The following is a 13,920-nucleotide window of genomic DNA, read 5'->3' as shown; positions in this document are numbered from 1 at the left end:
AATTTTTAAGTGTTGAATTAATTTTGATTTAAAATTTCCGCTCCGGCTGTAGCGATTTGAAGATCTTCTGAAACGGCTCCTCCCGAAACTCCGATATATCCGATGATTTCATGGTTTTTAAGAATAGGAAGTCCGCCTGCAAAACCTACTAATCCGTCGTTGGTGGCTGTCATTCCGTACGTTTTAGATTCCGGTTTTAGATATTCGCCTACGTTTTCGCTGCTTGTTCTGAAAAGGCTTGCTGTTTTTGCTTTCTTAATGGCGATATCCATTGATCCTAAAAAGGCATCATCCATTCTTTCAAAATTTTTCATGTGTCCTGCGGTGTCAAGAATTGCAATGTTCACATTTACATTCAGTTGTATTGCTTTTGCTCTTGCCTGTTGTACAACTTGTCTTGATTCGTTGAGATTGATTTCCATAATGCTGTTTTTTAAATTTTGTTTTGTTGTTTCATTTTGATATGACAAAGTTGCGTCAGTTTAAGACGGATTTTTATAGGAAAAAAAAGCCCGTTTTTATGAAAATCAAACCTTTTGAATGTTTCGAGCGAATTTTCATAATTTTATAAGCCGAAAACTTAATTAAACGATGAAAACAACATTGGATCTCAAAGAAATAGACCTTCTCCGTGACTTTCCGGATCTTACTCCGATTTACAGGGAAACGCATGATTCTAAACAGATTAAGGTTTTCAACCGTGAAATTGAAGACTGCAGAAATTATCTTTCCGCCAACAGAAGAGATTTTTATAAGATTCTGATGATTACGGGAGGCGACGGTATTTTTACTTTAGGCTTAAATAAATATGTGATCGATAAACCAACCATGATTTTCATTCATCCGAATGATATTATTTCGTGGCAGAAAACTTCGGGAGAATCGGCGGGATATTATTTGTTGTTCAAAAAAGATTTTATCAATCATCATCCGATGTTGAAATCTACGGTGGAAAGGCTTTCCTTATTTAATGATAAATCAAAAAGTGTGATTTGTGTTGATGAAAATGATCTTCGGGGATTTACACGTCTTTGGGAAAGTATGTATCAGGAACAGGAAAATCAATTGGGACATGATGCGATTCAGGCATATATTCAATTATTGATGATTGATAGCTCGAGAATTTCAAAAATAGCCATTCCTGAAAGTACGGGCGAGGATTACGATCATATTCATCGTTTTTTCGGATTACTGGAAGAAGAGGTTTCGAATATTAATTATGAAAGACCAATAAAATTAAGAACCGCCCAGGAATTTGCAGATTCTCTGAAGCTTCACCCAAATTATTTAAACAGAATTTTAAAGAAAAGAACGGGTCAAAATGTAAGCAAACATATTAAAGGAAGGCTTCTGGATGAATGTAAAGCACTTCTTTTACAAACAAGTTGGACGTTGGAACAAATCAGTTATGCTGTAGGTTTTTCAGACCAACCGAATTTTAATTTTTTCTTTAAAAAGAATACAGGTTTTACTCCGAATGCTTTTAGAAAAGGGGTTTTGCAGTAGTTTTTAATTAAAATTCTAATACATAATTTAACCATAAAAACAAAAAACACGTCCCAAAAATCTGAGACGTGTTTTCTTGTATTGAGAATATTAATATGTTTGCTTATTTTTCGATCGCAATGTCAATTACGTCTTCCATTCTGTTGACGTAGTGAACTTTAAGGTTTTTAAGATAATCTTTTTTAATTTCTTCAACATCTTTTCTGTTCGCTTCACAAAGAATCACTTCCTGAATTCCGGCTCTTGTTGCAGCCAGCAATTTTTCTTTAATTCCGCCTACAGGAAGTACTTTTCCTCTTAAAGTAATTTCACCGGTCATCGCAAGATGAGGTTTTACTTTTTTATTTTTGAAAGAAGAAACCATAGAAGTCAGCATGGCAATTCCCGCAGAAGGTCCGTCTTTCGGCGTTGCACCTTCCGGAACGTGAACGTGGATGTTTTTCTTCTCTATATCATCCTGAGAAATGCCCAAATCGTCATGTTTTGCCTTAATATATTCCAAAGCAATCGTTGCCGATTCTTTCATCACCGTTCCTAAATTTCCTGTCATCGTTAAAGCGCCTTTTCCATTGCTTAAAATACTTTCAATGAATAAGATATCTCCTCCGACGCTTGTCCAGGCAAGACCTGTTACAACTCCCGGAACTCCTGTGATTTCCGACAAGCTTTTCGGTCTTGGAACACCCAAAATCTCATCCACTTTTTCAAGCGAAATCTTAGGATCGTATTCTTTTACCAAAGCGGTTTGTAAAGCTACCCAACGTGCGATTCCTGCAATTCTTTTTTCTAAAGATCTTACCCCGCTTTCTGAAGTGTGAGCTTCAATAATATGCTTTAATTCAGGATTTCCAAGCTTGAATGATTTTAGATCCAATCCGTTTTCTTCCTGTTGTTTTTTTATTAAATGTCTTTTGGCGATCTCAATTTTTTCCTCCAAAGTATATCCCGCAATCTGAATGATTTCAGTTCTGTCCAAAAGTGGACTTTGAATCGTGGATAATGAGTTGGCTGTTGCGATGAACATGACTTTAGACAAATCATACCCCATTTCAAGGAAATTGTCGTAGAAAGACTTATTTTGTTCAGGATCAAGAACTTCAAGAAGCGCCGAACTTGGATCGCCGTGCAGTCCTTGAGCAATTTTATCCATCTCATCCAAAACAATTACAGGATTGGAAGTTCCTGATTTCTTGATAGATTGAAGAATTCTTCCCGCCATCGCACCAATATATGTTTTTCTGTGTCCGCGGATTTCACTTTCGTCATGAAGTCCACCCAAAGAAAGTCTTACATATTTTCTTCCCAACGCATCTGCAATAGATTTTCCTAACGAAGTTTTACCCACTCCCGGAGGTCCTACCAATAATAGAATAGGGGATTTCATGTTGTTTTTTAATTTTAAAACAGCCATGTGCTCCAAGATTCTTTTCTTGATGTCTTCTAATCCGAAATGAGCTTTATCTAAAACTTTTTCGGCTTTTGCAATATCAAAAACGTCTTTTGTGTAAGTTTCCCAAGGAAGATCTGTGAAAAAATCTAAGTAATTTCTCTGAACATTATAATCGGGTGAATTGGGGTTTTGACGTTGTAATCTGTTGATTTCCTTTTGGAAATGCTCTTCAACTTCATTACTCCATTTTTTCTTGCTTGCTTTTGCAATAAGATCTTCAATATCACTTTCAGTTCCGCCTCCCAATTCTTCCTGAATGGTTCTAATCTGTTGATTTAGAAAGTATTCTTTCTGCTGTTTGTCGAGATCCTTTGATGTTTTCTGATGAATCTGATTTCTTAATTCCAGCTTTCTGAAATCTTCGTGCATCATTTCATAACACTTATTGGCTCTTTCCATTAAATTTTTCTCTTCAAGCAGTTTTTGCTTTTCAGTAGAAGGGAAATTGGCGTTTGTGCAGATGAAATTTAGCAGATCATCATTATTATTAATGTTCTTTATCGCAAAATTTGCAGCATTGGGAATGTTCGGATCAAGCTCAATTATTTTTAAAGCTAAATCTTTAACATTTTCCAGTAATGCTTCATATTCTTCCTTGTTTTTTGGTTTTCCATCTTTCAATTTTGAAATTTCAGCTTTGAAATAAGGTTGGTTTTCAACAATTTTTTTGATCTTAAATCTGTGGAAACCTTTTGTAATCGCTGTAATATTGCCTTCAGGAAGTTTAATGATTTTAATAATCTTGGCTAAAGTTCCTGTCTGATAAAAATCTTTTTCGCCCGGCTGCTCCAGATCAGAATTTTTCTGGCTTACAATCCCGATTAGATCTCCGTTTTTCTGAGCTTCCTCAAGAAGTTGTATCGATGTTTTTCTCCCTGCTGTAATAGGAATGACAACGTTCGGGAACATTACCATATTTCTTACAGGAAGGATGGGGAATATTTTTTGCTCAGAATTTTTTTCTGTCTCCGCAAGATCAGCAAGGTTGATCTCTTCGGCTACAATATTAAATCCGTCGCTTATCATTTCTTCTAAACTTATATCTTCAAATTCTGTCATAGTAAATCGAATGACAAATTGTCATTGTCGTTTTTATTCGTTAACGTGAAATTTCACAGTATGCTTTTAAATAGAGTAACATAGCATGTGGCATTAGATTGCACAAGAGCTATGCCATTTGTTTTTTGGTAAAAAATATGGTCAAAATTTCCTTTTTTTGTAAAATTTGAATTTTAAAAATTAAAAAAAGCACTTGGAGTTCCGTAATTTCTTAAAAATGTGTATTTTCGCAAACTGATAAAAAACTATAATATATATAATGGCGATTTTAGGACAAATTAGGAGTAGACCTTGGCTTTTGATGGGAGTAATTGCATTGGCGCTTTTGGCGTTCCTTGTAAACCCCGATAGTATTGAAAAGGTTTTTGGGAAAAATCCTGATGTTTTAGGAAAAGTAAATGGTGAGAAAATTACCCGTGAAGAGTTTGACGATCAACTTTTCGTGCTGCAACAACAGGCTGATCAACAAGGGCAACCAAAAAATGGTCTTGAAGAACAAGCTTGGCAGCTACTGGTACAATCCAAACTTATCAAGCAGCAGTTTGAGAAACTGGGCTTCGAAATGACAGAAGATTATTTCTGGAATCAACTTCCGTATGATCAAATGTTTGCTCAGCAAAAACAATTTTTTGATGAGAAGGGTAACTTCAAAACTCAGGAGCTTAAGAAGCAGATCGAAGACATGAAAGCAACTTCTCCGGAAGGGTACAATCAATGGTTGAAAACCAGAAAATCAGTTGAATACAGATTGATGGCGAGACAGGTTTTTGCTAATGTTTCTACAGGTATCACTACAGGTAAAAAAGAAGCGGAAGAATTAATGAAAGAAAGAGATCAGTTAGCTGATATCGATTTCGTTAAAATTGATTATACAACTTATCTTCAAAAAAACAATATCAAAGTTACGACTGAAGATTTAGCAAATTACATCAATAAGCATCCTACAATGTTCAAAGCTGAACCAAGCAGAAACTTAGGGATTGTTTATTTCCCTTCTGCTCCAAGTGCAGGAGATGATGCAGCAACTCAAAAAGAGATTACAAAATTATTCTCTGCAGGAAACTGATGCAAGTGGAGGTACAGAAAACTTCCAGAATACAAAGAACGACTCGATGTTTGTAATGGCGAATTCTGATATGCCTTTCAACCCTCAGTATGTGCCACCAACTCAGTTGCCACAAACTATTCAGGGGCAAGTTGCAACGGCGGCGATCGGACAGACTTTCGGACCTTACAAAGAACAAAACTTCTATGTGGTTTCTAAACTTTTGGATAAAAAAGCTTCAGACTCTACATTGTCTAAACATATCTTGATTGCATACAAAGGTGCAGAAAGATCTACAGCGACAAGAACCAAAGAGCAAGCGAAAAAGATTGCTGACAGCCTTTTAGGTGCTATTAAAGCTAATCCTGCTGCATTTGCAAACGGTCTTAAGCTTTCTGACGAACCAAACGCGGTTGAAAGAAACGGTAGTGTGGGTTGGACGACTCCTCAGAGTCAGTTCGCTCCGGGATATCTTAATTTCTTGGCAAGCAATGCTAAAGGTTCTACAGGTCTTGCGGAAACAGAATTCGGTTACCACATCATCAATGTAGAAGATAAAAAAGCAGGAACGATGGGTTATAAAGTAGCTCATTTAGTGAAAACTGTAAAACCGTCTGATGCTACAGAAGCTGAAACGGATAAAAAAGCAAGAAGATTCATTCAACAAATTCAAGGGAAATCTTTCAACGATTTCGTGAATATTGCTAAGAAAGGAAACTTCCAGTTCTCTAATCCTAAACAGGCGAAGAGATTCGATGGACAACTTCAAGGGTTGGGAACTGATAAAGATGGTGAAATCCTTGCTTGGGCTTTCGATAAGAAAAGAGAGAAAGGAGATACTGAATTCTTTACAGTAGACGGAACAGGAGATAAAATCGTAGTTTACTTAAACGGTAAGCAGGAAAAAGGAACTGCAGATCCTGAATCTGTAAGAGATCAGATCGAAGTAGTAGTGAAAAACAAATTGGCTGCAAAACAAATTTCTGATAAAATTGGTAAAGCAGGTAGCCTGGATCAAATCGCTAAGCAATTTGCAACGACAAAACAAACTGCACAGGTTAACCTGTTAAGCCCATCAGTTGCAGGTTCTATGGAGCCTAAAGTTGCAGGTGCTGCATTCGGAGTTGCGAAAGGGAAACTTTCTAATCCGGTTGAAGGTGGAACGGGAGTTTATGTTTTAATCAAAAAGAACGAAACAGTAAACAAACAACCTGGAGATCTTAAACAATTCACAGAATCTATTAATCAGAGAAGTGCAGGAATGTTCGGACAGGCTTGGTTAAAAAGCTTGCAGGACAACGCCGATATCGATGATTACAGAATCGAAATCTGGAATAAGTTAGGTTCTAAATAATAAAAAATATTTCTCACAGAGAAAAAAAGCGGCAAAGTTTTTGCCGCTTTTTTTGTATTTAACGCAGAGCAATACAGAAAAACATTAATTTAAATGTAGTATATTTGCTCATTAGAAAAAATTTAGCAAGTGAAGTTCAGTAAAGAAATAAAAGCTGGTGTGATCGCACTTTTGGCCATTATTGGTTTCGTAGTGCTGTTTCAATTTATGAAAGGCAGAAGCCTTTTTACTACCGATAATATATTTTACGCACAATATGAAAATGTAGAGGGATTGGCACAATCTTCTCCTGTTTCAATCAATGGGTTGAAAGTAGGGCAGGTTGATAAAATCATTCCTCGTACAGCCAAAGACGGAAAAATCGATTTCTTAGTAAAAATAACGGTTGATAACAATTTTGAGTTTTCAAGAAATTCTACATTAGAGATTTTTGAACCGAGTTTAATGGGCGGGAAAGAAATGAGAATCAATCTGATGTATGGTGGACAAACCGCAAAAGATGGCGATACTTTAAAAGGTGCTTTCAAACTTGGAACTCTAGGAAGTCTTTCTTCTCAAGTAGGTCCAGTGAAAGATCAGCTACAGACCGTTTTACATAGAGTAGATTCTTTGATGACGAACGCCAATCAATTGGTAGACTCACAAAACAGACAGGAGATTAAACTATTACTGGCTAATCTTAATAAAACCGTTGCTGCTCTACAAACAACTGCAGGAAGTGTAAATTCTTTGGTTGGGCACAACGATCCGAAGCTTCAGAAAGTCTTGGATGATGCAAGTGTAACGATGCAGACTGGTAAAGTTACTTTAGACAAATACGGAAATTTAGCAGAAAGTATTGATACTAAAAAACTGAATGCAACGATTGCAAACTTAGATGCTACTGTTGGTCAGTTGAATAACGTAGTTTCTGGGATCGACAGAGGTGAAGGAAGTTTAGGTAAAATAATGAAAGACGACCAGCTTTATAATAATCTTAACGCAGCATCAAACAATTTGAATGCTTTGATCGAAGATTTAAAAGCTAACCCTAAGAAATACGTTAATTTCTCGGTTTTCGGTAAGAACAGTAAAGACTAATATATAGACCATGCAATATATCGATAATGTTATTTTTCTGATCTTATTGGTTGCAGGTTTTGGGCTGTTTGCAAAAAGTCTGCAGAAGATATACAGAAACATCAGATTAGGACGAGAAATCAACCGAAACGACAGAAAAGGAGAGCGCTGGGAAACCATGGCAAGAGTAGCTATGGGACAGAGCAAAATGAGTAAACGTCCTGTAGCAGGAGTTTTACACCTTTTTGTGTATGTCGGTTTTGTCATTATTAATATAGAACTTATTGAGATAATCGTCGATGGAATCTTCGGAACACATAGATTTTTATCATCCATTTTCGGACATACTTTTTACAATTTCTTTACAGCAACATTAGAAGTTCTAGCACTTTTGGTGGTGATCGGAGTTGTTGCTTTCTTCATCCGTAGAAACTTTTATGGGGTGAAAAGATTAACAATGAAAGAACTTTTCGGATGGCCAAAACATGATGCCAACTGGATTTTGATCATTGAATTTGCTTTAATGATGGCTTTCTTTAAAATGAATGCGTCAGATTTGATTCTTCAACACAGAGGTATTTTTCCGGAACATGGGAGCTTCCCGATCAGTGAAATGATTTTTGTTCCGTTTTTAGAAGTTTTCAGCTTTGACAGCGGATTTTTAATTTTTACAGAAAAAGCAGCTTGGTGGTTTCACTTTGTGGGAATTCTGTTTTTCATGAATTATCTTTATTATTCTAAACATTTACATATTATTTTGGCTTTCCCAAGTACGTGGTATGCCAACTTAGAAAAGAAAGGGAAATTCAATAATCTGGAATCTGTAACGAAAGAAATTAAATTAATGATGGATCCAAACGCAGATCCTTACGCTGCTCCGGCAGAAGGAAGTGAGGCGGATGTTCCTTCAAAATTTGGTGCTGAAGATGTTTTTGATTTAAATCAGGTTCAGTTGTTAAACGCGTATTCTTGTACAGAATGTGGTCGTTGTACATCTGTTTGTCCGGCAAATATTACAGGTAAAAAACTGTCTCCAAGATTAATTTTAATGAAAACCAGAGATCGTCTGGAAGAAGTTGGAAGAAATATCGATAAAAACGGTAAATTCGAAGACGACGGGAAAAAACTTTTGAACGATTATATCACAAAAGAAGAACTTTGGGCTTGTACGACATGTAATGCATGTACAGAAGCTTGTCCGGTATTGCTTGATCCTCTTTCTATTATTTTCGAAATGAGAAGATTCTTGGTCATGGAACAGTCTGCTGCTCCACAAGAACTGAATCTGATGATGACGAATGTAGAAAATAATGCTGCACCGTGGCAATATAATCAGGCAGATCGTCTGAATTGGGCAAATGATTAATTAATGTAACAATGTAAATAATGTAACGATGTAACGATCATTCCATTGGTAAACTGTTACATTGCTATATTGATAAATTGATTTAAAATGGATTTCAATATAAAAACAATGGCAGAATATGATGCCGAAGGAAAATCACCTGAAGTTTTATTCTGGGTGGGTTGTGCAGGAAGTTTCGACGACCGTGCCAAAAAAATCACGAAAGCATTTTGCAAAATATTAAATAAAATAGGCGTTGAATTCGCTGTTTTAGGACAGGAAGAAAGCTGTACAGGAGATCCCGCAAAACGTGCAGGAAACGAATTTGTTTTCCAGATGATGGCTTTAACGAACATTGAAGTTCTGAACGCTTACGAAGTAAAAAAAATCGTAACGGCTTGTCCGCACTGTTTCAATACCCTTAAAAATGAATATCCTAGCTTAGGCGGGAATTTCGAAGTTATTCACCATACTCAGTTTCTTAGAAAATTAATGGAAGATGGTCGATTAAAGATCGAAGGCGGAGCTTTCAAAGGTAAAAAGATCACTTTCCACGATCCTTGTTATTTAGGAAGAGCAAATGACGAATATGAAGCGCCAAGAGTTTTACTTGAAAAACTGGATGCCGAACTTGTAGAAATGAAGCGTTGCAAAACCAACGGACTTTGTTGTGGAGCAGGAGGTGCACAGATGTTTAAAGAGCCTGAAAAAGGTAAAAAAGACATCAATATCGAAAGAACTGAAGAAGCTTTATCTTCTGAGCCTAAAATAATCGCAACAGGCTGCCCTTTCTGTAATACGATGATGACAGATGGGGTGAAACACTTCAATAAAAACGAAGAAGTTGCCGTGAAAGATATTGTTGAGCTGCTTGCAGAAGCGGAAGATCTATAATAATCATTGGAATCAAAAAGTATTTAAACGAATCAATATTTCCATGAAAACAAAATGGAGAATTTCCTTTTTTTTCATAATAGCAGTTATCACATTTCTTAGTTTTTGGAATTATAAAAACAGAGTCTATGATTGGGATATGCCGGGTTATATAGGTTGTTTATATACTTTGAAATTTCCGGATTCTCCTGATAAAATTCGGGAACTTACTTACACAGAAATACAAAAAAAAGCTCCGGATTTGGAGTATAAAGATATTCTAGGAACGTTAAAGCCTGCCGACAAAGCGCGACAGGCTTTTGCCAATAATACAAAAGCTTTTACCGAACAATTGCCTTACTTTCAGATTAAGGTCGGATATAATCTCGGAATTTTAATTCTGTATGAACTGGGATTTTCTTCCCCCGATTCAGTGACTTTTTTAAGTATTATTTCGTATTTTATTTCTGGATTACTCCTCTTTTTTATTCTTAAAATTATTTTTCCTGAAAATTATCTTGTGACAGTTATTTTAACTATTGGAATAATGCTTTTGCCACCAATGACTTATATGTCGAGAGTGGCAACTCCGGACATGTTCATTTTGCAGTTTTTGCTGGTTTTTATGATAGCATTAATCAAAAAATGGAGCTCATGGATCATGTTTTTAGTACTTTTTGCAATTACTTTTACAAGACCAGATTATGCTCCGTTCACATTAAGTTATTTGGGAATTACAGGAATTTATGAATATTTTAAAAATAAAAAATTAGATTTCAGATTTGTTATTCAGGGTGTAATTCTTTTGGTTTTGTATTTTGCAATTATCAAAATTTCTCATTATCCGGGTTGGAAACATCTTTTTTACGACACTTTCATCCATAGACGTTCTTTTATTTCCGGATCGTCGCCAGATTTTAGCCTTCAAGAATATCTTACAATTATTTATAAAAAAATTATTTACTTTAAAAAAGTGACAGTAGTCTCTTTTGGACTTCTTGGACTTACATTTTATTTGTCAAAAGATTCTTGGATAAGAACGCTGGCTGTGATTATTTTAGTAAATATTTATATCAAATTTTTATTTTTCCCGCATTCATCGGGATTAAGATTTTTCTTCGGCTATATCATGATGCTTCTGATTGTATTTTTGTATGCAGTAAGCAAAAAATACAATGGTTTCAAACTCAGGAAAATTGCGTAATTTTGAACTCTAAATGTATCAGAAATGAAGATTGAAGAATCAAGCATAGTAGAAACCAACGATTATAGAGTTATCATATATCCTGCGTCAAGACCTTTTGAGACAAAAGAGGCGAAAGTAATTACCGAAAAATTGTACGATTTTCTGGCAACTTGGGCAGCTCACGGAAAACCACTTTCCTCATCTTTTAAAATTGAAAAAAATCAGTTTATCGTCATTTGCGTGGATGAAGAAAAAGAAATGGCTTCCGGATGCAGTATCGATGCATTAGGAAAGATCATGAGAGAAATTGATGGCGAATATCAGTTGGGACTTTTCGACAGAATGAAAGCCAGTTTTGTAGAAAATGGCGAAGTAAAAACATTGAAGCTTATTGATTTTAAATCAAAAGTAAGAAATGGAGAAATTTCTAAAGACATTCAGGTTTTTGATTTTTCAAAGAATACCTATATGGAATTTATCGGGAACTTCCTTTTGCCTTTCGAAAGAAGTTGGGCATCCGGAATTAAATAAAATTTATATTTAAATAAAAAAAAATAAAAAGTGGAGTTGTTCCACTTTTTTGCTTTAAAGTATATTTGTAAAAAATCAATGCTTATACAGATTTTGATTAAAAATTTTCGGAAATAGATGTCTAAAATCCTTTTTTTAACAACCGCTCACCGATACGACGATGATAGAATTTTTTATCATCAGGCAAAAGCGTTGAAAAATCAGGGAAATGAGATTAAAATTTGCAGTCTTTCTTCAGAATTTCAAGGTTTTATTGACGGAATTGAAGTCGAGTCTTATTCAGTTTTAGAAAAAAGCACGGAAGAGAAAACGACAGTTTTCGAAAGAGTGCTAAATTCTTTTCAACCCGATTCTGTTATCTGTTCCGAACCTTTGGCGGTGATCGCTGCAAAAAAGTTCAAAAAGAAGAATAAAATCAGCATTATTTACGATATCACAGAATGGTATCCTTCGATGAGAATGGTCGAAAATTATTCGTTTCCTTTAAATATCATTCATGCTTTTAAATTTTTTCTGATTCAATTATATGCAGGATTCATAAGTACTCACTATATTTTTGGTGAAGACACGAAAAAATTTCCACTGGCTTATTTTTTTCCGTTTAAAAAAAGTATTGTTTCGCCGTATTATCCCGATGATATTTACATTCATCAAAATATAAAGAAATTAGAACCGAATAAAATTACGCTTTGCTACACCGGACAATTTTCCGAAGAAAAAGGAATAGGAAATTTTTTCTCAGCAATTGATAATTTAAGAAAAAAGAAACCTAAACTTGATATTTCAATCCTGTTAATCGGAGGTTCAAGAAAGGAAAAAGACGAAAAATATTTTTCTGAATTGGTTAAAAAATATCAGTTTGAAAATATTAAAATAGGGAAGTCAACTTCTTTTGAAACATTTACGGAAGCGTATGCCGATGCAGATATTTGTTTTGATGTAAGAACGGTTAATTACGAAAATCATCATTGTCTGCCTATCAAAATATTTTATTATGCAGCTTCCGGAAAGCCTGTTATTTATACCGATCTGAAAGCAACGAGACAACATCTGGATGTTTCAAAATTTGGTTTTTTGGTTGATCCCGAAAATTCAGATGCGATTGCGAATAATATTCTACAATATATCGAAAATCCTGAATTATATTCAAATCAAGCTCAGAATGCAAGAAAAGAATATGAGGAAAAATACAATTGGAATGTTATTAAAGATCAGTTCGTAGACTTCATCAAAAAATCAATGCAATAAGATGATGAAGAGCACTATTTTGAAAACTTTTGTTTCCCGTTTTTTAATTTTGATATTAAATTTCGGACTGGTCATTTACACTACAAATAAGTGGGGAAGTGAAGGGAAAGGAGTTATTTCGATAGTGATTGCCGATCTTACGATCATCAGTTTTTTTGCAAATATCTTCGTGGGAAGCAGCATGAGTTATTTTGCTTCGAAGTTCAAAACGGAAGAAATTTTACCGTTCGCTCATCTTTGGTCGATTTTGGTCGGCGTTCTAATTCCTGTAATTTTCAGTTTTAATCATGCTTTAGAATACTCAAATTATTTGATCGGACTTTCTGTCCTTTCTTCGCTTCTTGCCGCAAATGTGAATCTGTTTGTCGGACAGCAGAATATTAAAATGTTCAATTTATACACGGTTTTACAGCAGATTATACACATTGTATTTATTGCCGTTATCGTTTATATTGTTAAAATTACTTCCGTTAATGCTTATTTTATGGCGCAGATAAGCTGTTTTGGAGTATTGTTTCTGATGAGTACTTTTCAGGTTCTTAAACGTTGTGATGTTAAAAAGATTTCGTTTTCTAAAACAATTGGTGTTAAGTTATTCGATTATGGATGGAAAACCCAGTTAAGTGCATTTCTTCAGTTTTTAAATAACAGGTTGTCATTCTATTTTCTTGAATATTTTAAAGGAATTGTAAGTGTCGGCGTTTTTTCTGTCGGAATTGCTTTCTCAGAAGCGATCTGGACGGTAAGTCGAAGCCTTTCGGTAGTGCTTTACGCCGATGTTGTGAATAATACGAACTCAAACGAAGCGATTGAAAAAACAAAAGTTTCTTTACGGATCAGTTTTTTGATTACTTTGCTATTCATCGTTGTCATGTTGCTAATTCCCGCACCATTATATTCGATGATTTTCGGGAAAGATTTTAGTCAGACCAAAGAAATTGTTCTGTTTCTGTCGCCCGGAATTTTAGCAATCGCAACAAGTAATATTATCGGATATTATTTTGCCGGAATTAATAAGCTGAGAATTTTAAATGTCAAAGCAATTATCGGACTTGTTTTCACCGTAATTTCGTCTTTTTTCATCATTCCGAAATGGGGAATTCGGGGAGCTTGTGTAATTACTTCGATTTCGTATTGTTTGTCGTCAGGATTATTATTCTGGAGATTTTATAAGATTACAGAATTTCATATTCATGATTTTATTCTTTCAAAATCTGAAATTAATTTACTTTTAAATAAAGTTTTAAAGAAAAAATAAGATTAT

Annotated in this window: 10 protein-coding genes and 1 pseudogene; 9 read left to right on the top strand and 2 right to left on the bottom strand. The window is 35.0% G+C overall.

Annotated elements, in window-relative coordinates; translation table 11 throughout:
- Positions 1-17: 17 nt before the first annotated feature.
- Positions 18-422 (bottom strand): GlcG/HbpS family heme-binding protein, encoded by a 405-nt coding sequence (locus J3D55_RS00650; protein ID WP_259127254.1) that lies wholly within the window; start codon positions 420-422, stop codon positions 18-20.
- A gap of 169 nt (positions 423-591) precedes the next feature.
- On the opposite strand from J3D55_RS00650, the gene J3D55_RS00645 reads away from it, so the two are divergent.
- On the top strand, positions 592-1,506 hold the full coding sequence (locus J3D55_RS00645) for a helix-turn-helix domain-containing protein (RefSeq protein WP_259127253.1): 915 nt from the start codon (positions 592-594) through the stop codon (positions 1,504-1,506).
- Between the two features lie 103 nt (positions 1,507-1,609).
- Here the strand turns inward: J3D55_RS00645 and lon are convergent, their stop codons facing one another.
- A complete protein-coding gene (lon, locus tag J3D55_RS00640; RefSeq protein ID WP_259127252.1) occupies positions 1,610-4,015 on the bottom strand; it encodes an endopeptidase La in 2,406 nt (801 codons plus the stop codon).
- Positions 4,016-4,274: 259 nt separating this feature from the next.
- Here lon and J3D55_RS00635 point away from each other — a divergent pair.
- The 8 genes and pseudogenes from J3D55_RS00635 to J3D55_RS00600 all read left to right on the top strand — a co-directional run bounded on the left by J3D55_RS00635 (position 4,275) and on the right by J3D55_RS00600 (position 13,914).
- Positions 4,275-6,414: pseudogene (locus J3D55_RS00635) on the top strand (peptidylprolyl isomerase).
- 129 nt (positions 6,415-6,543) lie between these two features.
- On the top strand, positions 6,544-7,494 hold the full coding sequence (locus tag J3D55_RS00630; protein ID WP_259127249.1) for an MlaD family protein: 951 nt from the start codon (positions 6,544-6,546) through the stop codon (positions 7,492-7,494).
- 10 nt (positions 7,495-7,504) lie between these two features.
- Positions 7,505-8,839 carry a 4Fe-4S dicluster domain-containing protein gene (locus J3D55_RS00625; RefSeq protein WP_259127248.1) on the top strand — a complete coding sequence of 445 codons (1,335 nt, stop codon included), beginning with the start codon at positions 7,505-7,507 and terminating at the stop codon, positions 8,837-8,839.
- Positions 8,840-8,926: 87 nt separating this feature from the next.
- Positions 8,927-9,712 carry a (Fe-S)-binding protein gene (locus J3D55_RS00620; protein WP_259127246.1) on the top strand — a complete coding sequence of 262 codons (786 nt, stop codon included), beginning with the start codon at positions 8,927-8,929 and terminating at the stop codon, positions 9,710-9,712.
- A 43-nt stretch (positions 9,713-9,755) separates the two neighbouring features.
- Positions 9,756-10,895, top strand: a complete 1,140-nt coding sequence (locus J3D55_RS00615) for a hypothetical protein (protein ID WP_259127245.1) — start codon at positions 9,756-9,758, stop codon at positions 10,893-10,895.
- A gap of 24 nt (positions 10,896-10,919) precedes the next feature.
- Positions 10,920-11,408: a hypothetical protein gene (locus tag J3D55_RS00610; RefSeq protein WP_259127243.1), complete on the top strand. Its 489-nt coding sequence runs from the start codon at positions 10,920-10,922 to the stop codon at positions 11,406-11,408.
- Between the two features lie 117 nt (positions 11,409-11,525).
- On the top strand, positions 11,526-12,656 hold the full coding sequence (locus J3D55_RS00605; RefSeq protein WP_259127241.1) for a glycosyltransferase: 1,131 nt from the start codon (positions 11,526-11,528) through the stop codon (positions 12,654-12,656).
- A gap of 1 nt (position 12,657) precedes the next feature.
- Positions 12,658-13,914, top strand: coding sequence for an MATE family efflux transporter (locus J3D55_RS00600; RefSeq protein WP_259127240.1), 1,257 nt, complete (start codon positions 12,658-12,660; stop codon positions 13,912-13,914).
- Positions 13,915-13,920 lie beyond the last annotated feature (6 nt).

The organism is Chryseobacterium ginsenosidimutans (genome assembly GCF_024807225.1).
GTDB lineage: Bacteria > Bacteroidota > Bacteroidia > Flavobacteriales > Weeksellaceae > Chryseobacterium > Chryseobacterium ginsenosidimutans.
Note: the sequence above shows the minus strand (reverse complement) of the source record. Positions and strands in the feature narration are given on the sequence as shown.

Coding starts and splice junctions, on each gene's coding strand:
- J3D55_RS00650 (WP_259127254.1), bottom strand. CDS start 422: ATGGAAATCAATCTCAACGAATCAAGACAAGTTGTACAACAGGCAAGA.
- J3D55_RS00645 (WP_259127253.1), top strand. CDS start 592: ATGAAAACAACATTGGATCTCAAAGAAATAGACCTTCTCCGTGACTTT.
- lon (WP_259127252.1), bottom strand. CDS start 4,015: ATGACAGAATTTGAAGATATAAGTTTAGAAGAAATGATAAGCGACGGA.
- J3D55_RS00625 (WP_259127248.1), top strand. CDS start 7,505: ATGCAATATATCGATAATGTTATTTTTCTGATCTTATTGGTTGCAGGT.
- J3D55_RS00620 (WP_259127246.1), top strand. CDS start 8,927: ATGGATTTCAATATAAAAACAATGGCAGAATATGATGCCGAAGGAAAA.
- J3D55_RS00615 (WP_259127245.1), top strand. CDS start 9,756: ATGAAAACAAAATGGAGAATTTCCTTTTTTTTCATAATAGCAGTTATC.
- J3D55_RS00610 (WP_259127243.1), top strand. CDS start 10,920: ATGAAGATTGAAGAATCAAGCATAGTAGAAACCAACGATTATAGAGTT.
- J3D55_RS00605 (WP_259127241.1), top strand. CDS start 11,526: ATGTCTAAAATCCTTTTTTTAACAACCGCTCACCGATACGACGATGAT.
- J3D55_RS00600 (WP_259127240.1), top strand. CDS start 12,658: ATGATGAAGAGCACTATTTTGAAAACTTTTGTTTCCCGTTTTTTAATT.